The organism is Sulfurimonas sp. HSL3-1, from assembly GCF_039645995.1.
Taxonomy (GTDB): Bacteria; Campylobacterota; Campylobacteria; order Campylobacterales; family Sulfurimonadaceae; genus Thiomicrolovo; species Thiomicrolovo diazotrophicus.
Map to the genome: position 1 here is coordinate 2,182,939 of NZ_CP147920.1, position 20,959 is coordinate 2,203,897.

Here is a 20,959-nt window from a genome sequence, read left to right on the forward strand (position 1 = left end):
GCACTTTAATAAAATCGGTAGTAAACGGAAACAGAACGGCGAAGCGCCGACAAAGAAGAAAAGATGGCGGCCGCGCCGCCCCCGGGATCAGTACCCGGAGTTGTAGACGAGGGTCGCGATAAATTCGATGAGCGGGTTGACCGCGATAACGGCGAAGATCGTCGCAAAAGCGGCGATCCCGATGATCGTCTTGAGCGAGAGCGAGGCGTTCATCATGTAGTATTCGTGTACGCCGTGGATGACCGGCTCTTTCATGAACATATAGATGATCAGTTTCAGGTAGTAGTACCCGGCAATGGCGGAGTTAAGCGCCATGATAAGCGCCAGGACCGTATAGCCGCCGGTGACCGCGGAGCTGATCATATAGAGTTTACCCCAGAAGAGGCCGAACGGCGGGATACCCGCCAGCGAAAGCATGAACAGACCCATCAGGACCGCTGCGAACGGCATGATCTTGACCATGCCGGCGAACTTCTCGTACGGATGATCCGAACTCTGACCCGGCAGCAGATGCTTCTGGCGGTTGACCCACAGCATCGTAAAGGCACCGAGGTTCGTGAAGCTGAAGAGCACCCAGTAGAGGAAGAGCGCCGTATTCGCCTGTGTCGTACCGATCAGGATCGCCGCGAGGACGAAACCGGCATGGGAGATGGAGCTGTACGCGAGCATCCGTTTGACGTCGGTCTGCACCAGCGCCCAGATGTTCGCCGCGGTCATCGTCACGACGACGCCGCCGTAGAGGATCACCTGCAGCCAGACGACTTCGCTGTGGACCATGAACTCGAACAGACGCATGACGACGACGAAGCCCGCGATCTTCGGCACGATGGACATGTAGCCCGCCAGCGCCGCGCTGGAACCCTCATAAACGTCCGGTGTCCACGTATGGAACGGAACCAGGGAGACCTTGAAGCCCAGCGCTGCGAGCATGAAAACACTGCCGATACTGGCATAACCGATATTGGCAAAGCTGTCCGCCGCCATCACTTCGGCGATCGTATGGATCTCGACCGAACCGCTGATCGCGTAGAAGATCATCGCACCGAAGGCGTAGAAGCCGGCGGCGAGCGCACCCATTGTAAAGTACTTGACCGCCGCCTCGAAGGACTTGGAGCGGTTATGCAGGGCGATAAGCGTATAGAGCGCCAGAGACGCCGTCTCGAGACCTACGAAGACGAGGATCAGGTTGTCCGTCGCGACCATGAACTGGAAGCCCGCGATCATGAACAGGAACAGCGAGAAGTACTCCGGGTAGTTGTACTCGTGGAAACGCTTCGACGTCAGGGCCAGCGGGATGAAGAGCATCGACGCGCCGACGATGATGAGCTGCGACAGGATGGAGATCCCGTCCATCAGCATGACATTGAAGAACCCGAGCATCGTGCCGTTTTCCGTGAAGATACCGGCGAAATCGACAAGCGAGCCGAAATCGAGCAGCAGGAACAGCAGGGAGACCATGACGTAGAAGGACTTGTGCAGCCCGCTCTTCGCCAGATCGACGACCAGGATCGCGAGTGCGCCCGTGATCGCGATGAGCATCGGGGCGAGGGTGGCGAGGTTCAGCTCACCGAAAGATACATTGACAGCTTCCAACATTATTCTGCCTCCCTTTCAACGTCCACTTCGACTTCCGTCACGGAAGCCATAGCGATTTTTGTTTCGGCCGGGTTCGGGATCGCCGCTTTTGCCTCCGGCGTAATCGCCTTCTCGTGCATCAGCTGAACGATGGATTCGACCGAGTTATTGATCGGCGTCAGGACCGGTTTCGGGTAGACACCGAGCCAGACCGCGATAATGGCCAGCGGAATCAGGGCGACCAGCTCTTTCTTGTTGACGTCTTTGAGGTTCTTGTTCTCCTCTTTGGTGACGTCGCCGAAGAACGCCTTCTTATAGGCGGAGAGCATGTAGATCGCACCGACGATGATCGCCGTACCGGCAAGCAGCGTCATCATATGCGACTGGGAGTAGAAGCCCAGCAGGCTCAGGAATTCGCCGACGAAGTTGATCGTGAGCGGCAGGCCGACGGAGGCCATCATCATGATCCCGAAGATCGTCGCGTAGCGCGGCATCACCTGTGCCAGGCCGCCGAACTCGCTCATCAGCTTCGTATGGCGGCGGTCGTAGATGACGCCGACCAGGAGGAAGAGCGCGCCGGAGACGACCCCGTGCCCGATCATCAGGAAGACCGAACCGCTGATCCCCTCCACGTTCATCGCGAAGGTACCGAGGATGATGACACCCATGTGGGAGATGGAGCTATACGCAACGACCTGCTTGATGTCTTCTTGCGCATAGGCGACCATCGCCGTGTAGATGATCATGATGATCGCGATGACCGCGACCGGGACCATAAAGAAGACCGAAGCGTCCGGGAACATCGGCAGGGAGAAACGCACAAACGCGTAGGTCCCCATTTTCAGCAGGATCGCCGCCAGGATAACCGAACCGATCGTCGGCGCCTGCCCGTGGGCATACGGCAGCCAGGTGTGGAACGGGAACATCGGGACTTTGATCGCGAATCCGATGAAGAAGGCTACGAAGAGCCAGAGCTGCAGGTTCTCCGGCAGGACCAGGCGGTACCACTCGAGGATCGAGAAGCTCCACTGGCCTGTTGCCTGGAAGTAGAAGTACGCCATGAAGAGCATACCGACGAGCATGACCAGCGATCCCGTAAAGGTATACAGGAAGAACTTGATCGACGCGTAGATGCGCAGCGGCCCGCCCCAGGCACCGATGATATAGAGCATCGGCACAAGGGAGAGTTCCCAGAAGACGTAGAAAACGACTGCATCAAGCGCCGCAAAAACACCGACCATCGTCATCTGCAGGAACAGCAAGGTGATGATCATGTCCTTGACACGGCGGGTCTCCGTCAGCGACGCAATACCGATCAGGGTAAAGAACGCCGCCAGGATGATGATGAACAGTGAGATCCCGTCAACCCCCAGGAGGTAGTTGATGCCGAAGGCGGGGACGAGGGCGAACTGTTCCATGAACTGCATGCCGCTGACGGCAGGGTCATAGACGTACCACATGACCAGGGAGAGCACGAACTCGATGGCGCTGACCGTGATCCCGTAGGCGCGGATGCTCTCTTTGGACACGATAAAGCCCAGCATACCGGCCAGTGCCGGGAAGAAAATCAGAATCGAAAGAATATGATCAAACATCGGTTAAGCTCCTAAACCTGGGAATACCATCTGCATCAGCGCAAAGATGTCATAACGCTTGATGTAGAGGACTGCAAGCACCAGGAGGCCAACGGTACCGATGACCATCCAGCGCAGCATGGATGAGAGGTTCCCGTTTTGCATCGTGTGCGTCCCCTCACCTGTTTTGTAGATCGTTGTCGCAATCAGGTCGACGGTCGCGTCGACGACTTTGAGATCGATCTGTTTCCAGAAGAGCTTGGAGAGTTCCGCATACGGCTTGGAGAAGAACTCATCGTAAAACTTCGGAATGTAGTACTGGTTGAACAGCATCTTATACACCGCCGTCTGTTGCAGTTTCGGGTTGAGCAGACCCTTGCGGTAAAGCAGGATCGCGACGACGATACCGCCAATGGCCATCAGCGAGGTGACGGCGATCAGCATCATCTCGACGTGGTGCGTATGGAACGTGAACGTCGGCAGCAGCTCGGTGACAAAGTGGACGAACTGGTGCTCGAACCAGCCAGCAATGACAGCCAGGACCGCCAGCGGTGCCATCGCCCAGAGCATAAACTTGTACGCTTCATGCGGATGGAAACCGTGCTCTTTGTAACGCTCTTCGCCGGAGAAGAACGTCAGCATGATCAGACGGAAGGAGTAGAACGCCGTCAGACCCGCCGTGATCCAGAGGACCGCCCAGATGACATAGTGCTCACTGCTGAAGGCGACTTCGAGGATCTTGTCCTTGGAGAAGAAGCCCGCCAGCGGCCAGATACCGGCCAGGGCGACGGAAGCGAGGATCATCAGGATCGCCGTCCACTTCATCACTTTGTAAAGCCCGCCCATCTTGAACGGGTCGAGTTCGTCACTCATCGCGTGCATGACGTTACCCGCACCGAGGAAGAGGAGCGCTTTGAAAAAGGCGTGCGCCATCAGGTGGAACAGTGCCACCCAGTAGGCACCCAGGCCCGCCGCGACGAACATGTAGCCCAGCTGCGACAGCGTCGAGTAGGCGATGATGCGCTTGATGTCGCGGTTGACCAGCGCCATCGTAGCCGCGAACATCGCGACGAAGGCGCCGAGGCCGGCGATGAAGTAGCCGACGTCCGGGATCAGGCTGTAGAGCGGGTTGGCACGGACGACGAGATAAACCCCCGCCGTAACCATCGTCGCCGCGTGGATGAGCGCGGAGACCGGCGTCGGGCCCTCCATCGCATCTGCGAGCCAGGTGTGCAGCGGGAACTGCGCCGATTTACCCATCGCACCGATGAAGAGGAAGATCCCCATCATCGTGACAACGGCAGTGTCGAGGTTCGGCACCGCAGCAAAGACGGCATCATACTGCAGGCTGCCTGTATGCCAGTAGAGCAGGAAAATACCGATGAGCATCCCGAGGTCGGCGATACGGTTCATGATGAACGCTTCGTTCGCCGCCCACGTCGCGGACTCTTTGTGGTACCAGAAGCCGATCAGAGCCCATGAACAGAGACCGACGCCTTCCCAGCCGATGAACATCCCCGCGAAGTTGTCGCTCATGACGAGGATCATCATGGAGAAAACGAATGCCGAGAGCCATGCGAAGAAGCGGTTGAACGCTTTGTCGTGGTCCATGTAGCCGATGGCGTAGACGTGAACGACCGTCGAGACCGTCGTGACGACGATCATCATCGTCGCGCTCACCTGGTCGACGACGAAGCCGAACGGGATGTAGAGGCTTCCCGTCTCCATCCAGGTCATCAGTTCCGTATGGATCGGTTCACCGCCCTGGAGCAGGTAAACAAACAGTGTGACGCTGGAGACGAACGATGCAAAAAGCAGCGCCGAGGTGACGACCCCCGTCCAGAGCGTTTTCGGTGACGCACCGAACAGCGCCGCGAAGAGCGAGCCGACAAATGGTGCGAACAGTGCAATATAGAGATACATTTCCATTCTTATTACCCTCGCATCGATGTCATAGTATCAAGATCGATCGTACCGGTACGCTTGTACCAGATGATCAGCAGGCCGAGGCCGACCGCGACTTCGGACGCCGCGATGGCGATGACGAAGAACGCGAACATCTGCCCCGTCAGGTCGCCGTAGTAGTGACCGATGGCGGCAAAAGCGACGTTGACGGCGTTGAGCAGGATCTCCGACGCCATAAAGAGCATCAGCAGGTTCTTGCGGCGCATCACGCCGACCAGCCCGATCGCGAACAGGATCGTTGCGAGTACCAGGTAGTGTGTCAGTCCGATTTCCATCATAATGTCACCTTCTGCTCAGTCTCTTCTTGGCGGATCATCGTGATCTCCTCCTCTTTCATCTTCGTCAAGCTGCGGTCCATCTTCTTGCCGGCCATAACGATACCGGCGATCATCGCGACGAGCAGCATGACGGCGGCAACCTCGAAGGGGACGAGGTACTTCGTAAAGAGGACGATACCGACTGCCTGCGGGTTCGCAACACCCTCCGGTTCCGGGAAGGCCGCACTAATGTTCTCCGCTGCGATCGGCATCGCAAAGATCGTGATAACGAGCAGCGTCGCCAGGACGCTGAGTGTCAGGACGATCACCTTGGAGGTGTTATGCTCTTTGACCGCACGCGTCGTATCGAAGAACATCATACCGAAGGCGTACAGGGCCATGACCGCACCGGTGTAGACGATGATCTGGACGACGCCCAGGAAGTCCGCGTTCAGCAGGAAGAAGAACGCCGAGATCATGATCATCCCCGCCGCCATGGAGCTCAGTGCGTAAAGGGCCTGGCTGCTCATAACGGTGTAGGAGAACATCGCGATGGTCAGGACCGCGAAAAGGTAAAATGCAATTGTTTCCATTCAGGCTCCTTAATACGCCAGCGGCGTCTTCTTGACGCGCGCATCTTCGTTCGGGGTGACGGCACCGAATCCCGGGTACTCTTTCTGCTCGCCCTTGATCGCCATGTCAATCGGGGTCAGCATATCCTCGAACAGGATGAAGTGCTCGCGCTGCTCCGAGGTGTTCTCGTAGCGCGGCCCGTGGACGATCGCCAGTTCCGGGCAGACTTCGGCGCAGTAGCCGCAGAAGATACAGCGGCCGAGGTTGATCGTATACTCCGTCACCGCTTTGCGGCTGTTCTCGTCGATACGCGTATCCATGCGGATACAGTCGGAGATACAGATCTTCTCGCAGAGCCCGCAGCCGATACAGCGCTCCGTACCGGATTCGAAGAGGCGCTGCATCTCGTGGACGGCGCGGTAGCGCGGCCCGATCGGCAACTTCTCTTTCGGGTACTGTACGGTATGGATGTCAAATTTGATCATCTCGCGCATAACGACCCAGAGGCCGACGAAGAGCTCACCGCTGAGCCCGCGTTTGACCACCTGTTTGAACCGGTCCCATCCTGTCTCCGGATAGTCCTCGATATCGACTTTGAAGTAGTGCTGCTGCACGTTTCTGTCAGTAAATTGTTCCAGACTCATCACGACCCCTTAAAACATCATCACAATGCCGGTAACGACGACATTGATAACCGCGAGCGGCATCAGCACTTTCCAGCAGAGCCACATCAGTTGGTCCGGACGGACATCCGGCCATGCCGCACGCGTCCAGAGGAAAAAGAAGAAGAAGAACGCCACTTTGAGCAGCAGTCCCAGCGCGCCCATCACCGTACCGTCGCCGTAGCCGCCGAGGAAGACGATCGCCATGACGAAGGAGATGAAGAACATGTTCGCGTACTCCCCGATAAAGAAGAGGCCCCAGCGCATCCCCGAATACTCCGTACCGAAACCGTCGATGATCTCGTGGTCGTTGGCAACGAGGTGGAACGGCGTACGTCCCGTCTCGGCGAACGCCGCGATCCAGAAGAGGATAAAGGAGATGAAGCCCATCGGGTGCGCGAAGGCCATCCAGCCGTTCGCGGCCTGGTACTCGTTAAAGTCCAGCAAGGAGAGCGACCCGATGATCATCAGCGGCACGAGCAGCGCCAGACCGGTGACCACCTCGTAGGAGATGAAGATCGCCGCGCCGCGCGCCGCGGAGATGAGCGACCACTTGTTGTTCGACGCCATACCCCCGAGCAGCGGACCGTAGAGGCCGATCGCCATCACGCCCAGGATATAGAGAATCCCGATGTTGACGTCGGCGATGATCGGGTGAACCGTGTAGCCGAAGATGGTGAACTCCGGCAGGAACGGGATCGCCGCCGCCGCCATGAATGCCGTTGCCGCCGTGATGACCGGTGCAATCTTGAAGATCGGTCCGACGACGCCCGACGGCACGATATCCTCTTTGGTAAAGAGCTTGATCCCGTCGGCCGCGATCTGCAGCAGGCCGTACGGACCGACATGCATCGGTCCCAGACGGCGCTGCATAAACGCGAGCACTTTACGTTCGAAATAGGTTCCGAAGCCGGCCAGTGCCGAGAAGACCAGCAGTACCACGACGATCTTGACGAGCGTCTCGATAATGAATGCTGTATCCATTTACCCCTCCTTATGAATGGATGCTGTCGCAAAGCGGTATGCGCCGAACAGCTCCTCTGTTTTGATGTTTGGATCGAAGGTCGTGACGCACATGACGCTTCCGTCGATCTTGTTGTCCTCGACCACTGTCAGGTTCTGTTCACCCGATGCCGTTGTGACAAGGACGGCGTCGCCTGCCGCCAGTCCCGTCGCTTCAAGCTGCGCCGGCGAGAGGTAGATACCGCTCTGCTCGTTCAGCTGGTGCGGCTTCATCGTGAACGCCGTAAACTGGCGTACCGGGTTGGCCGCGTAGATGACGTTTTCGCCTTCAAGCGTCAGCGCCTCGTCGATCTTCAGGGCAGAGGCTTCGCCGGCGGCAACGGCGACGTTCTTCAGCGCGTAGCCGCGGACTTCCGTGCCGTCGTTGTCGAAACGGTTCGGCAGGCTGTCGAACTCGCGCGCCTCGAATCCGGCTTCAACCGGGAGCTGCGCCGTGTAGTCGATCGTATAGCGCGCATTGAGACCGAGGGCATTGGCGATGTCGTTGAGCACGTATCCGCCGTACGGCAGTGCCGCATTGGTCGGGTTGACGCGCTTCTCGATGCCGGTCAGCGTTCCCTCCTGCTGGTTCATCGCCGGCATGTCGAGGTCGCCATCGCCGAGCGCGCTGAGGACAAAATCGCCCGCCGTGTTGTAACCGATGCTGTAATCGCCCGCTTCCGCGTCCAGGTCGCAGATCAGTGCGACGCCCAGCGTATTGGAGAGCGGCGGGATCATCGTGAGGCTGAAGTCCGTAAACTTCTCGACGAGGGCCAGCAGGCGCGCCAGGTTCTTCGCGTTCGGGTGCGTATAGAGATCCGGACCCGCGATGAGGGCGAAAGCATCTTTTTTCTTGAGGTTCTTGTCCAGGAATGCCGTCCACTCGTCTGCATCGATGTCAAGCAGTTCAAGCAGGCGGTTCTCGTCGACCTCGACCTCTTTGGAGACCTTCTTCGGCACCATGGTCGTCTTCTCTTCCTCGACCTCTTCCTCTTCGCCCGTCTCTTCGTTGACCTTCTTGACCATCACCTTCTCGACGACCTTCTCTTTGATCGTCTCTTCGACCGTCATCGTTTTGAGGGTATGGAAAGAAGCGAGGTACTCCGCAACGTCGGCAGGCATTTTCTCTTTGTCACCGAAAAGATCGAGGATCAGGTAGAGCGCCGCCTCTTCGCGCAGCGGTTTGTGGTAGGCCGGGAAAACCCCCTTGCCGATCCCTTCGATGACCGGGTCCGCGAGCGGGTGGAAATAGATCCCTGCACCCTTGTTCATCTTGATGGCGTTGTTGAAAGCGTAGCGGGCGTTCGGGTTGTCCGATTTGAGGGCCGTACCGACGGAGACAACGAAGTTCGCGTCGTGCGCCAGCTTCAGGTCGCCGCCGTAGAGCTGCTGGCCGCTGACTTCGGCGTAGTCGTCGAGGAACGTTTTGAAAGTACGCGCTTCCTCGTTGATGAGGCGGTACCCTTTGCGCTCTTTGAGCTTCTGCAGCATCAGCGCCTCTTCGTTGCTGATCGTGCTGGTGAAGCGGATCGTGTCCGCTTTCTCGAAGGCAGAGAGCGCCGCGTTGAACGCGGTTTCGTCTTTTTCGACGTCGCGGTTCTCGAAGTCGTAACCGTAGCGTCCGGCGCCGCAGAGGGAGACGTAGTTCCACTCGTTGCTTGTACGGTAGATCTTCTCCTCGTTGCTCGCCACGGAGGTGTGCTTCACTTCGTAGTTAAGCTGACAGCCTGCTGAACAGTGCGAACAGGTCGCCGGAACCTTCTGCTGCTCCCATGCATTGGTCGTATAGACGAAGTCCGTATCCACGAGGGCGCCGACCGGACAAACCGCCGCACACTCGCCGCAGGAGGTACAATCAAGCATCTCTTCGCCGGAGGTGAGGCCGATGATCGATTTGTTGAGCTTGTTCCACATGGAGTAGGCATCTTTCGGCATGCTCTCTTTGAACGCCGCATCGATCCCCTCGCCGCCGCGCGGGACGGTCTTGAGGCTGTTGTCGCCGATCATATCCTTACAGACGGTGACACAGCGCTCACAGACGATACAGAGGCCCGGATCGTAGTGGAGGTGGCCCCAGTCTTTGATGGGACGTTCGACGTCGGCGATGGTGTAGCTTTGCGAATCGACGCCCATTTCCAGGGTGTAGTTCTGCAGCTCGCACTCGCCGGACTGGTCACAGACCCCGCACTGCAGCGGGTGGTTGACGTCATAGACCTCCATGATAGAGCGGCGTTCCGTCTCGATGTTGTCGGTCGTCGTCGTGATGTCCATGCCCTCTTTGGTCTTGGCATTACAGGCGTAGACCTGTTTGCCGTCGGCCTCAACCAGACAGATACGGCATGCCAAGGTGGGGCTGCAGCGCGTCAGGTAACAGATGGCGGGGATGAAAATACCGTTTGCCCGGGCGGCATTGAGGATATATTCGCCCTCTTCGCACTCAATCGGCCGCCCGTCGATGGTGATAGTGATTTTACTCATCATTGCTCGCTTTCATAATATTGACTTTCTCAAACCTGTAGGCCCCCGGGTCTACGGAGAGACCGCGATCGAAGGTCGGTTCAAGGGCAATAGTCCCCTTCAGGCTGGAATCGATGACAAATCGGCGTTCGCGGGCCGCATCACCGCTGCCGATCACGACAAGGTCGCCGTCTTTGAGGCGTGCCGCAACCGCAAACTGTTCGCTGCCGCGCAGCTCCGATGTTTTCTCCAGCTGCGCCGTACGCGCCGTAAACTGGTTGAACTGCAGGACCGGGTTGCAGGCGTAAACGACTGTCCCGTTGAACTCCGGAAGATCCTCAACCTCGTCGCACTGCTGCGCCGCCGGTTTCTTGACCTTCTCCAGACGGTACCCGCGCGTGTCCTCGCCCAGTGGAGAGTAGAAGTTCTCCAGGGCATCGAAGGCAAGCCGCTTGAACCCTTTTTCCGCCGGCAGTTCCGGCGTGAAATCGATGGTGTAGCGTTTGCCGACACCCAGGGCGTTGGCCAGGTCATTGAGCACGTAGCCGTCGAACCCGACGGCGACGTTCATCGGCAGGAGCTGACGGTCGAGGTTGACCACCGTTCCCTCCTGCTGATTCATCGCCGCCACCGTCAGATCCGCATCGCTATCCGCCGCAATGACGAAATCGCCCGCCGCGTTGTAGCCGACGACGCCGCTATTGCTGCCGCTGTCTGCATCCAGGTCACAGATCAGTGAAACCCCGACGCTATTGACCTCTGCCGCCGCGACGACGACTCTGTAGCCGCCGAAACGCGCCAGCAGACCGGCCAGTTTCGCGATGTTTTCCGCGCGCGGATGGGCGAAGAGGTCACTGCCCAGGACGAGGGTTTTCGCCTTGGCGCGTTTGAACTGCTTGCCGATCAGGGCCAGTTCCTCTTCGCCGACGTTGCTCTCCGCACTGAGGTAGCCGTCATCGAGCGCCGCGAGGAAGGCCTCGGTCGTCTTGTTCGTTTCGGCATCCGCGAGCAGCGCCTGCGCCAGCAGCGCCATGACACCCTCTTCGGTTCCGACTTCGTACTTGATGAACTGCGTCACAATGTTCTGCATCAGCGCATCCTCGAGCGGATGCATGTAGACGATCTTCGCCCCGCGGTGGCGGGCCGCCGTCGTCATCGCGTAGCGCAGCGCCGGGTTGTCGGTCCCGATGCGGCTGCCCAGCACGATGATGCCGTCGCTGGCCTTGAGGTCGGCCATTGTAGCGAGTTCGGCCTTGCCGTCCGCCGTCGAACCGAAGGCGTTGACAAAGGCGCCGTAGCGGCGCGCATCCTCGTTATAGAGCTTGAGGCCCGTCTTCTCCTTGATCCGCTGCAGGATCAGCGCCTCTTCGTTGGTGATGATCGAGGAGAAGCGGATCGCCTCGGCGCTTTTGATGGCTTCCAGGGCCGCCACGAATGCTTTGCCCTCTTTTTCGCCTTTGACATCGAAGTCGAAGCCGAAACGTCCCGCCCCGCAGAGGGAGGCGAATTCAAAGTTGTTCGTGACGCGGAAGATGCGCTCTTCGCCCGGCTTGGCGGCGCCAGAGGTCTTCACTTCGTACTCCAGGGCGCAGCCCGCGGAACAGTGGGCACAGGTGGAGGGGATACGTTCCAGTTCCCAGGCGTTGGCCTTGTACTGGAAGTCCGCGCTCACCAGCGCGCCGACCGGACAAACGGCGATACACTCGCCGCAGAAGGTACAGTCGAGCTGCTCGCTGTTTTTCGGGATGATCGTCGATTTGTAGCCGCCGAATTTGAGTTCGATGGCATCGTCGCCAATCACCTCGTTACAGACGTGCGTACACTTCTCGCACATGATGCAGAGGTTCGGATCGTAGTTGATCAGCCCCCAGTGCTCGATCTTGCGCGACTGCTCTTTCGCCGTAAAGTTCTGCGAGCCGACATTGAACTCCAGCGTCTTGTTCTGCAGGTCGCACGCACCCGATTTGTCGCAGACCCCGCACTCAAGCGGGTGGTTGACGTCGTAGAGGCGCATGATGTTCGTACGCTCTTCGTGCAGGACGTTGTTGTTGGTAATGACGGCCAGCCCCTCGGTCGGAGGCGTCTGGCAGCTCAGGACCATCCCGTCGACGCCCTCAGCTTCCACGACGCACAGACGGCATGACGCCGCCGGGTTCGTTTTTTCCAGGTAACACATCGTCGGGATGTAGATCCCCTCGCGGCGGGCGACCTTGAGAATGGTTTCGCCCTTTTTCGCACTGACGTTGCGGCCGTCAATGGTAAAGTTGATCATTTCACTCATCCGGCCTCCTTAGTTCGCGACCATCGCGATATAGTAGCAGCGCATACAGCGTTCAGCCTCGCTGATCGCCTGCTCCTGCGTGAAGCCGAAGTTGACTTCCATGTTGTTGACTTTGCGGATATCGACGTCGACGACCTCACTGTGCTGGCGCGGCAGGCCCGGCAGCCAGCCGGTGACCTTTTCGTTCTTGTCGTAGACCCGCATTTTGCGCAGCTGGTCTTCCATTACCTCTTCGTCGGTGAGCGTAATCTCGCCGTTCTGGACGTAGCGGGCAATGACGGAAGCGGCGCGTTTCGCCTGCCCGACGGCATTGACGATGGTCATCGGGCCGTATTCGCAGTCGCCGGAAGCAAAAATGCCTTTGTGTGATGTCATGTAGTCCTTGCCGTTCGTCTTGATCGTCGCCCAGGAGGTCATCTCGATCTCCCACTCTTCGGGGAGCAGGTCGAGGTCGGCGCTCTGCGAAACTGCCGGGATCAGGTAGTCGCACTCCATATCAAAAGAGGCACCTTCGATCTTGACGAGCTGCGGACGGCCGCCGTCGGGATCGGGGACCAGTTCGAACTTGTCGACGACGAGAGATTTGAGCACATCGTTCTCATCGACGATCGCATTGACCGCGGAGTGGAAGATAAACTCGACACCCTCTTCGACCGCTTCGTGGTACTCCTCGTAGGTCGTGTTGCGGATGATCGTCTTCTCGTCACGGCGGTAGAGCATGACGACACGCTTCGCGCCGGCACGGATGGAGCAGCGGACGACGTCCATGGAGGTGAAACCGCCCCCGACACAGACGACGGTTTTGCCCGTCAGGTCGACGTACTCCTTGTCGATGGCGTACTCTTTTTTCTGCTCCTCGGTGAGGGTGATCCCAAACTTGACGTAAAGGTTCACGCGGTCGAGGAAGTCGATCGCTCCCCAGTAGCCGGTAATCTCCGGGCGCTCGTTGTCGCAGCGCACCTTCTTGGAGATCCGCGTACCCGTCGCGACCATCACCGCATCGTACTCCTCTTCGAACCGACGCATCATCTCCGCGCTCACGCGGCTGTTGGTGATGAAGTTGACGCCGAGGTCCTTGACGGCCTCAATGTCCTTTTCATACTTGTCCCACGGCATGCGGTACTCCGGGACGCCGACGGTGACTTCGCCGCCGAGAACCGGCAGCTCTTCGTAGACGTCGCAGTGCACCCCTTCTAGGGCCAGGTAATAGGCGGTGGTGAGGCCCGCAGGGCCCGCACCGATAACGGCGACCTTCTTGCCCGTGGCAGGTTTCTGCTCTGAGGGGTGGAAGAAGCCGAAACCGTGGTCCGTCTCGTAATCGGCGCCGAGGCGCTTGAGCTCCATGATCGCGATCGGTTCGTCCAGGTTCGTACGGCGGCACTCGTCCTCGCACGGGTGCGGACAGACGCGGCCGCAGGTGTGTGCCAGCGGCATCGTCTGGCGCGTAGCCATCAGGGAGTCGTCGAAACGGAGGTCGCGGACACCCTCGATGTACGCCGGGATGTCGACGTGCGCCGGACAGGCATCCGTACACGGCGCCGTGATCTTGGCGATGTAGCCGACCTCCTCGTTGTAGTGCTTTGAAGGCTTCTGCCCGTCGATGCACTCAAGGAAGTCCGCTTCGAAATGCGTCATCAGGTCCAAGAGAGGGTTCGGCACGGTTTTGCCGATCTCGCATTTGGAGGTGAGCTGCATATTGCGCGCAACCTCTTTGAGGTGATCCATATCACTGAGCGCACCTTCGCCCCGGGCGATCTTGTCCAGCAGGTCGTACAGGATCCGTCCGCCCCAGCGTCCGGGGGCACAGCGCCCGCACGCCTCGGAGTAGACCTGGTACTGCGCGGCATACTCGGTCGCCAGGCGTACAACATCCACCTCGGGATCGTACAGCGCCACGCCGTCCCAGCCGATAAAGGCCTTGGCATCGCTGTGCTCGTTGTACTGCATCGGCAGCTTGTACGCACTCTCTTCCCACGCCGCTTCGGATTTGCCGATATTATTGATCTGCTCCGATTTCCACGTGGAGAAATAGACTTTACTCAACTCTTCTTCCTCTTATTTACGGACAACCAGGGTCCAGTCGACTTCGTTGAATTTCAACGAATTGAGCAGTTCGTATCCCTGCTCTTTCATCAGGTCGGCACTGCGCTGTACCGGCGAGAAGTCACCCACTTCGAACAGGAAGATGATCACTTCGCCCGCAGGAGCCGTTTGCATGATCTCCATCATGCGGCCATCAAACTCATTATGCAGATGTCTAAGGTCGTAACGTAACATTCATGCGCTCCTTATTAACGGTCGACTTCGCCGAAGACGATATTGGTCGTTCCGATGATGGAGACGACGTCCGGGATGTAGTGGCCCGGGAGAAGATCGGTGAGGATCCCCGTGTGCCAGAACGACGGCGCGCGCAGTTTCAGGCGGTACGGGTATGCGCCGCCCTGGCTGTTGATGAAGTAGCCCAGCTCTCCCTTCGGAGACTCGGTCGGGACGTACACCTCGCCGACCGGCGGGCGCATCCCCTGCGTGACGAGGACGAAGTGCTGCATCAGCGCGTAGTTCTGCGTCATGATGTCGAGCTTCGGCGCGGAGATGTACTGCGGCGCGTGGGCCATCAGTTCGGTCTGGTTGTTCTTGACCGTCTCTTCGTACATGTCGATCGTCTGGTAGAGGATCTTCGCGGATTCGCGCATCTCGGCCATGTAGATCTTGTAGCGCGCGTAGTTGTCGCCTTTGTCGGACCACGGGACGTTGAACTCGACTTCGTCGTAAAGTTCGTACGGCTCCTCTTTACGGATATCCCACTGGACGCCCGAAGCGCGCAGCATCGGTCCCGTACAGCCCCAGGAGAGGGCCATCTCCGTCGAGATCGTCCCGACGTTTTCCATACGCATCTTCCAGATACGGTTCTGGTCGAGCAGGTCCTCGTAGTCTTTGATGTTCTGCGGCAGTTTGTCCAGGAACTTCTTCAGGTCGCCCAGGAAGTTGTCCGGAATGTCGAGCGGCACGCCGCCGATGCGGATCGCCGCGTGCGTCAGGCGCGCCCCGCAGTAATCCTCGACGAGGTCCATCAGGTATTCGCGTTCGCGGAAGGCGTAGAGGAAGACCGTCATCGCCCCGATGTCCAGCGCCGTCGTCGCCAGCCAGAAGAGGTGCGACATCAGGCGGTTGACCTCAAGCAGCATCATACGGATGACTTTCGCGCGGCGCGGCACTTCGAGGCCGATCAGTTTCTCAACCGCCAGGGCGAAGCCGTAGTTGTTGGAAGAGGACGCGATATAGTCCATACGGTCAGTGGTTGGCATGAACTCGTTGTAGATCATGTTCTCCGCCATCTTCTCCATCCCGCGGTGCAGGTAGCCGACATCCGGGTGGGCCTTGACAATCTGCTCTTGCTGGAGGTGCAGCATCAGGCGCAGCTGTCCGTGTGCGGAGGGGTGCTGCGGTCCGAAGTTGAGCACGAGTTCGTTGTCGTCACGCTCAAAGGTGATGTTTTCAAAAAACGGTCGTAATCGGTTCGTCTGTTGCATTGCTCGCCTTATCTGTCTCTGTCTTCAATAACGACAGATTTTTCTTCGTGGAATTTCGAAATCATGAAGACGCCGCCATCTTCTTGGAGTTCGAGGCCCCGTTTCGTTTCGCCACCGGAGATATCCGTCCCTTTCGGCACTTCGTAGCCGAGGCGGGCGAAACGCGTCGTATCGTAGCGGTTGACTTCCGCCGGGTCGCGCAGTTCCGGCCCGATGACGTCGCGGTACTCTTTGCCGAAGATCTTATCGACTTCGTACCATGCCGCGAACTCATCGCCCTGCAGCGGGTAGGTCTTGCGCAGCGGGAACCCTTCCCAGTCGTCCGGCATCAGGATGCGTTTCGGGAACGGGTGGTTATTGAGCTTGATGCCGAACATGTCGTACATCTCGCGCTCGCTCCAGTCAGCGCTGCGGAAGAGCTTCTCGACGCTGTTGACCGCTTCGGTCTCGTCGATGAACATCTTGATGCGCAGGCGCTTGCGCTTGGACATGCTCAGCATCTGGTAGAAGACCTCGAACTGCCCCTTTTCCGCCAGCCAGTCGATGGCGCTCAGCTCGGAGAGCTGGGTATAGCCCAGCGCATCGCGCAGCAGTTCGAGCACGCCGTAGTTGTCCTCGGGCTTGATGTAGACGACCATCTGCTCGACCTGAATATAGGCCTCGCTGACGTCGAATTTAGCCTTGATCGCTTCGAGGTCCGCCGCGAAGATCTCATCTTCGCTGACGTCGCTTTTGGCGACCTGCGGTGCGACCCAGTAACGGTCCGTATAGTAAGGCTTAGCCTGTACGTCGTCTTTCGGGGTATAGCGTCTCATTACAGCAGCCTTTTCGGTTTCTGAGCTTTGATCGCCTTTTCGCGGCGGATCTTCTTCTGCAGCATCAAGACCGCGTACTGCAGCGTCTCCGGACGCGGCGCGCAGCCCGGCAGGTAGAGGTCAACCGGAATAACGCGGTCACACCCCTGCACGGTGGCGTAGGTGTTGAACATCCCGCCCGTATTCGCGCAGGAGCCCATGGAGATGACCCATTTGGGTTCTGTCATCTGGTCGTAAAGACGGCGGATAAACTCCGCGTGCTTCTTCGTCAGCGTTCCCGCGACGATCATCACTTCCGACTGGCGCGGCGACGCGCGAAAAATCGTACCGAAGCGGTCGAAGTCGTAGCGTGACGCCCCTGAGGCCATCATTTCGATCCCGCAGCAGGCCAGACCGTATGTCAGCGCCCAAAGCGAGTTCGAGCGCCCCCAGTTGACCACCTTGTCGACGGTCGTCAGTGCGACGGGAAGCCCGCCGTCTTGCATGAAATTTACTTGATGTTGTGCCATTCAAGCGCTCCTTTCTTCCAAGCGTACACGAAACCGATGGCCAGCAGCAGGATGAACAGCATCATCTCCGCAAAGCCGAACCAACCGAGCAGTTTGAAGTCAATTGCCCACGGGAACATGAAAACGATCTCCACGTCAAACAGCAAAAACAGCAGCGCGAACAGGTAAAACTGCGGCGAGATTCTGTTGGGCTGTTTGGTCACTTCCGGTCCACATTCGTAGATGGAAAGTTTGATCTTCTCCGTATCTTTTGCCGCCATTGCGCGGCTGGCCCATCGCGCCAGGACCGTCGTTCCGTAGAACGCACCGAAGGTCAGCACGAAGAGGATAAAGACCCCAAAATAGGGGTGAGCAACACCTACATGTTCCATGTATCCTACCTTTTCTAGTGGTATCAAACCGGACAAATCCCCGAAAATCAGGGCTTTCTCCAAGCCAGATTCTATATCAAAACAGTTGCAAGCAATATAGCGAAAAGGTCATTAAATCCCCTAAATTCGGCCTTCCCAATTGGAGGGCATGTCACCGATGGAAACAGGTCAAAAATGGGGGTGCGGGAGGTGTTGTTTCTTTTTGTAGCAAAGAAAAAGCGGGGGATGATGAAAAATTCACCCCTGCAGGAATCCCATCGCTTTTTCCGTATCGAAGGTACCCCGTTTCTCTTTTTCGATCTCCTCGACGAAGGCCTCCAGGGTAAAAAGAGGCTCCTCCATCGTCGCGACGTTGAAGGCCGTATTCTTGATGACGAGGCTGATCTGCCCGCCGCTGAGATCGTACCCGGCGAGTTTATCGATATCGAAATCTTCTGCATAGGGCGCTTTCACAGGCAACATCTTCTCCCAGAGCGTACGGCGCTGTGCTCGGTCGGGGCGCTTGAACTCGATCTTGTAGTTGAAGCGGCGCGAAAAGGCGCTGTCGATGTTCTCCAGCAAGTTTGTCGTCGCGATCAGAATCCCCTTGAAGCTTTCAATCTGCTCGAGAAAGATGTTCTGCATCTGGTTGTGCATCTGTTCGGCGCTGCTGCCCGTGCCGGAGGAGCGCGCGCTTAGAAACTGGTCGGCTTCGTTGAGCAGCAGAACCGGTTCCGTCTTCGTCTTCTCCGTCAGTTCCTTGTAGGTATCGAAGATCTTTCGCACGTTCTTCTCGCTCTCGCCGACGTACATGGAGAGAATCTTCGAGCAGTCGAAGCTGAGTACCTGGCGCTTGAGCGACTTCGAGAGGGAGTAGGCCGTCATCGTCTTACCGGTGCCCGGGGGGCCGTAGAAGATGATGCGGGCATCGACGCCCTGCTTCTTGTTCTTAACCCCCCACTCCACAAGCCGCTGCACGACCCGCTTATCCATCTGGTGCATCAGATTGTCGAGCACCCGGCGCGTCGAAGGGTTCAGGACAACGTCGTCGAGGGAAGTGACCGGATCGATCAGTTCGAAGATCTCCTGCTCCTTGATGAGCATGTCGAGTTTGAGCTTGTGCACCTTCTTCTTTTTCTGGGGGTGCATGATGTTCTGCAGCACCTCATCGACGATGTAGAAGGCCCGGGCGATCCCGCCGAAAGGGTTGAGCATCTCTTCGTAGTCGATGATCTCCTCGGTGAGCAGCTTGGAGCCCTCTTCGAGCAGGGCGCGGTTGCGGATGCGGTCGTATTCGTCACTGCTGATCAGGTCGATCAGCGCCGTCATCTCCCGCAGGGAGTTGTCGCCGGCGCTGTACTCCTCTTTGAGCAGGGCCAGGAAGATCACCTCTTCTTTGCCTTCGAGCTCGCTGGTACGGAGGTACTTCTCCAGCGCGATCTCCGACGTCGTCTGCGCGATCCGCTCTCCGATCCGTTTCTCCAGGATCTCCAGCTTGTTCTGCAGCCGGTGGATGGAGAGGGACTGTTCGTTGCCCTGGTGGCGCACCGTGCCGATCTTCTGGTAAAGCTCGATACGGAAGAACTGGTCCTGGAGGTACTCCAGGTGGTCTTCGTAGGGTTTGATCTCGGGCAGCGTCATCTCCAGCGAGCCCAGTTCCAGCAGCCGCAGGAACGGGGTGCTCAGCGCAACCTGCGTATTGAGCAACTCCAGGTTGCACGCCTCGCTGACCTTGAGCGGCGTGAAGCTCTGCTGGGCGATCCAGCCGAGTTCCAGCAGGTTCTTGATCTGATCGAGGTGGGCGAGGTAGCCGTACTCCTCCTCCCCGAAAAGCTCCTGTAGCAGCTCCAGCACCCCGCTGTCCTCCTGCCCCGTAATGTAGCGGCGCGCCATCGTCTGAAGGATCTTCGCCTCCTCGACACCGCACTTGAGCTGGGCGAAGATGGCGCTCTGCTCCACCTCCCCGCGTTCGACGAACTCCACCAGATACTTCACTTCAGTCACTTCCTTTGTTGTGTTCGGAACCTAGAAACGGTACTCCGCGCCCAGTGTCACCAGGATAGCGGCCGTATTCGTGAAGGTCCCGTCGATATTGTTGTCGTTGACGGTGCCGTCGATTCTGCGATCCTCTTTGTGGTCATAGAGGATGCCGCCGCCGAGGTTCCACGCGTCGTCCAGGTGGTAGCGCGCCCCGGCGGAGAAGATGATGGCATTGGCATCGGGCAGCTCGAAATTGAGCGTCTTCTCGGGAATCGGGGTCTCGTCGATTGCGATGCCCGCCATCAGCGTCCACGCGTCCAGCCCCTGGGTGACGCCCAGGCGGTAGACGTTCGTATCCTTCCAGTTCTTCGGGATCGGGTCATCGAAGTACATGGCCAGCGCCCCGATGTCGGTGTCGTAATCAAAATCCAGGTCCTTGAAGGCGGACCAGTAATCTTTTTCATACACGAATTCGACCGTCGTTGACTGTGCACTCCCTTCATTGAAGGTGTATGCCGCGGCCACCTGCAGCACCGCCGGCAGCGGCAGGCTGACCGAACCTCCGGTGTCGTAAAGCAGGGTACCGTTATAGGCGCCGTCGTCGGGGAAGTAGAGTTTCGCATCCCCTTCGATATTGAATTCGATGCCGCTGCGGTAGGTCGCCGCGAGTTTGAGCGCCTCCGTCGGACGGTAGCTCAGCGCCAGGTTGTACCCGAACGCGAACCCGTCGCCCGCCATGTCCCGCGAACCGATGGAACCGCTTTTCACGACGCCCTGCACGTAGAGCGCCCGCAGGCCGCCCCCGACGGAGAGTTCCGGCGTGATGCGGTAGGCCACCGTCGGATTGAACTCGATCGTCTGCACGGTCACCTCCCAGGCGTAGCTTCGCGCCGGCTGGTCGTTCCAGCGCTTGGAGAGCCCGCCCGGCGAGAGCATGGAGGCACCGAAGCGCCAGTCGCCGAAGGCCGGAGAGACATAGTGCAGCGTCGGGACGAAGAAGTTCTCGCGTTCCGCATCGGAGCCGCTCGTATCCGTGCCGACGACCCCCGCCTGGGGCGCAGAGCCGTTGAAGTGCACCCCGGTCAGGCCGATATAGGTCAGGGCTGCCTCCGCCTTCTGCACGGCATCGTCAAAGACCATATTCGCCGGATTATAGTAGGTCGCATCCGCCCCGTTGGCGTTGGCGGCATAGGCCGCGGCCAATGCCAGGCTGTTGATTGAGTTTTCGGGAATGCGGTATCCCCCGGCCGTCAATGCCGTAGCTGCCGTCGCCAACAGAAGCGCTCTCTTCATCCTTCTCTCTCCTGATCCCTAGAGTCTATCTATAAGCTTATGGTATCCAATTGCCCCAAAGAATTGTCATAATACCGTGGTGCACCGCCGTTCATCGTGGCTCACCGTTTTGATGCGTTTAATCTCATTTTATAGC

At 58.5% G+C, this 20,959-nt stretch carries 17 protein-coding genes; all 17 read right to left on the reverse strand.

Going from position 1 to position 20,959, the window contains the following annotated elements:
• Positions 1–87: 87 nt before the first annotated feature.
• Positions 88–1,596 (reverse strand): NADH-quinone oxidoreductase subunit NuoN, encoded by a 1,509-nt coding sequence (gene nuoN, locus WCY31_RS11140; protein WP_345969873.1) that lies wholly within the window; start codon positions 1,594–1,596, stop codon positions 88–90.
• Entirely contained in the window at positions 1,596–3,170 is a 1,575-nt protein-coding gene (locus WCY31_RS11145) for an NADH-quinone oxidoreductase subunit M (RefSeq protein ID WP_345972430.1), read from the reverse strand. Before WCY31_RS11145 ends, nuoN begins: the two co-directional genes overlap by 1 nt.
• Positions 3,171–3,173: 3 nt before the next feature.
• Entirely contained in the window at positions 3,174–5,078 is a 1,905-nt protein-coding gene (nuoL, locus tag WCY31_RS11150; RefSeq protein WP_345972431.1) for an NADH-quinone oxidoreductase subunit L, read from the reverse strand.
• A gap of 5 nt (positions 5,079–5,083) precedes the next feature.
• Positions 5,084–5,392 (reverse strand): NADH-quinone oxidoreductase subunit NuoK, encoded by a 309-nt coding sequence (gene nuoK / locus WCY31_RS11155; protein WP_231019190.1) that lies wholly within the window; start codon positions 5,390–5,392, stop codon positions 5,084–5,086.
• Positions 5,389–5,964 carry an NADH-quinone oxidoreductase subunit J gene (locus WCY31_RS11160; RefSeq protein ID WP_345969876.1) on the reverse strand — a complete coding sequence of 192 codons (576 nt, stop codon included), beginning with the start codon at positions 5,962–5,964 and terminating at the stop codon, positions 5,389–5,391. Before WCY31_RS11160 ends, nuoK begins: the two co-directional genes overlap by 4 nt.
• A gap of 9 nt (positions 5,965–5,973) precedes the next feature.
• Positions 5,974–6,588: an NADH-quinone oxidoreductase subunit NuoI gene (gene nuoI, locus WCY31_RS11165; RefSeq protein WP_231019192.1), complete on the reverse strand. Its 615-nt coding sequence runs from the start codon at positions 6,586–6,588 to the stop codon at positions 5,974–5,976.
• A gap of 9 nt (positions 6,589–6,597) precedes the next feature.
• Positions 6,598–7,590 (reverse strand): NADH-quinone oxidoreductase subunit NuoH, encoded by a 993-nt coding sequence (gene nuoH / locus WCY31_RS11170; RefSeq protein ID WP_345969877.1) that lies wholly within the window; start codon positions 7,588–7,590, stop codon positions 6,598–6,600.
• A complete protein-coding gene (locus WCY31_RS11175; protein ID WP_345973791.1) occupies positions 7,591–10,086 on the reverse strand; it encodes an NADH-quinone oxidoreductase subunit G in 2,496 nt (831 codons plus the stop codon).
• Positions 10,079–12,346: a 2Fe-2S iron-sulfur cluster-binding protein gene (locus WCY31_RS11180; protein ID WP_345972432.1), complete on the reverse strand. Its 2,268-nt coding sequence runs from the start codon at positions 12,344–12,346 to the stop codon at positions 10,079–10,081. Before WCY31_RS11180 ends, WCY31_RS11175 begins: the two co-directional genes overlap by 8 nt.
• Positions 12,347–12,355: 9 nt before the next feature.
• Positions 12,356–14,389, reverse strand: coding sequence for an FAD-dependent oxidoreductase (locus tag WCY31_RS11185; RefSeq protein ID WP_345972433.1), 2,034 nt, complete (start codon positions 14,387–14,389; stop codon positions 12,356–12,358).
• A 12-nt stretch (positions 14,390–14,401) separates the two neighbouring features.
• Complete coding sequence (locus WCY31_RS11190; protein ID WP_231019198.1) at positions 14,402–14,623, reverse strand: NADH-ubiquinone oxidoreductase subunit E family protein; 222 nt, start codon at positions 14,621–14,623, stop codon at positions 14,402–14,404.
• A 14-nt stretch (positions 14,624–14,637) separates the two neighbouring features.
• Entirely contained in the window at positions 14,638–15,876 is a 1,239-nt protein-coding gene (gene nuoD / locus WCY31_RS11195; RefSeq protein WP_231019199.1) for an NADH dehydrogenase (quinone) subunit D, read from the reverse strand.
• Positions 15,877–15,884: 8 nt separating this feature from the next.
• Entirely contained in the window at positions 15,885–16,691 is an 807-nt protein-coding gene (locus WCY31_RS11200; RefSeq protein ID WP_345972434.1) for an NADH-quinone oxidoreductase subunit C, read from the reverse strand.
• Positions 16,691–17,200, reverse strand: a complete 510-nt coding sequence (locus tag WCY31_RS11205; protein ID WP_231019201.1) for a NuoB/complex I 20 kDa subunit family protein — start codon at positions 17,198–17,200, stop codon at positions 16,691–16,693. The genes WCY31_RS11200 and WCY31_RS11205 overlap by 1 nt, the downstream gene beginning before the upstream one ends.
• Positions 17,182–17,571, reverse strand: a complete 390-nt coding sequence (locus tag WCY31_RS11210; RefSeq protein WP_231019202.1) for an NAD(P)H-quinone oxidoreductase subunit 3 — start codon at positions 17,569–17,571, stop codon at positions 17,182–17,184. Before WCY31_RS11210 ends, WCY31_RS11205 begins: the two co-directional genes overlap by 19 nt.
• Positions 17,572–17,808: 237 nt before the next feature.
• A complete protein-coding gene (locus tag WCY31_RS11215) occupies positions 17,809–19,545 on the reverse strand; it encodes an ATP-binding protein (RefSeq protein ID WP_345972435.1) in 1,737 nt (578 codons plus the stop codon).
• Positions 19,546–19,575: 30 nt separating this feature from the next.
• On the reverse strand, positions 19,576–20,823 hold the full coding sequence (locus WCY31_RS11220; protein ID WP_345972436.1) for an OmpP1/FadL family transporter: 1,248 nt from the start codon (positions 20,821–20,823) through the stop codon (positions 19,576–19,578).
• Between the last annotated feature and the right edge of the window lie 136 nt (positions 20,824–20,959).

Bases quoted from the DNA above. Each gene is read 5' to 3' on its own strand.
- WCY31_RS11200 (WP_345972434.1), bottom strand. From the start codon at position 16,691: ATGAGACGCTATACCCCGAAAGACGACGTACAGGCTAAGCCTTACTAT.
- nuoK (WP_231019190.1), bottom strand. From the start codon at position 5,392: ATGATGGAAATCGGACTGACACACTACCTGGTACTCGCAACGATCCTG.
- nuoN (WP_345969873.1), bottom strand. From the start codon at position 1,596: ATGTTGGAAGCTGTCAATGTATCTTTCGGTGAGCTGAACCTCGCCACC.
- WCY31_RS11190 (WP_231019198.1), bottom strand. From the start codon at position 14,623: ATGTTACGTTACGACCTTAGACATCTGCATAATGAGTTTGATGGCCGC.
- WCY31_RS11210 (WP_231019202.1), bottom strand. From the start codon at position 17,571: ATGGAACATGTAGGTGTTGCTCACCCCTATTTTGGGGTCTTTATCCTC.
- WCY31_RS11220 (WP_345972436.1), bottom strand. From the start codon at position 20,823: ATGAAGAGAGCGCTTCTGTTGGCGACGGCAGCTACGGCATTGACGGCC.
- WCY31_RS11145 (WP_345972430.1), bottom strand. From the start codon at position 3,170: ATGTTTGATCATATTCTTTCGATTCTGATTTTCTTCCCGGCACTGGCC.
- WCY31_RS11160 (WP_345969876.1), bottom strand. From the start codon at position 5,964: ATGGAAACAATTGCATTTTACCTTTTCGCGGTCCTGACCATCGCGATG.
- nuoI (WP_231019192.1), bottom strand. From the start codon at position 6,588: ATGAGTCTGGAACAATTTACTGACAGAAACGTGCAGCAGCACTACTTC.
- nuoH (WP_345969877.1), bottom strand. From the start codon at position 7,590: ATGGATACAGCATTCATTATCGAGACGCTCGTCAAGATCGTCGTGGTA.
- WCY31_RS11180 (WP_345972432.1), bottom strand. From the start codon at position 12,346: ATGAGTGAAATGATCAACTTTACCATTGACGGCCGCAACGTCAGTGCG.
- nuoD (WP_231019199.1), bottom strand. From the start codon at position 15,876: ATGCAACAGACGAACCGATTACGACCGTTTTTTGAAAACATCACCTTT.
- WCY31_RS11205 (WP_231019201.1), bottom strand. From the start codon at position 17,200: ATGGCACAACATCAAGTAAATTTCATGCAAGACGGCGGGCTTCCCGTC.
- nuoL (WP_345972431.1), bottom strand. From the start codon at position 5,078: ATGGAAATGTATCTCTATATTGCACTGTTCGCACCATTTGTCGGCTCG.
- WCY31_RS11175 (WP_345973791.1), bottom strand. From the start codon at position 10,086: ATGAGTAAAATCACTATCACCATCGACGGGCGGCCGATTGAGTGCGAA.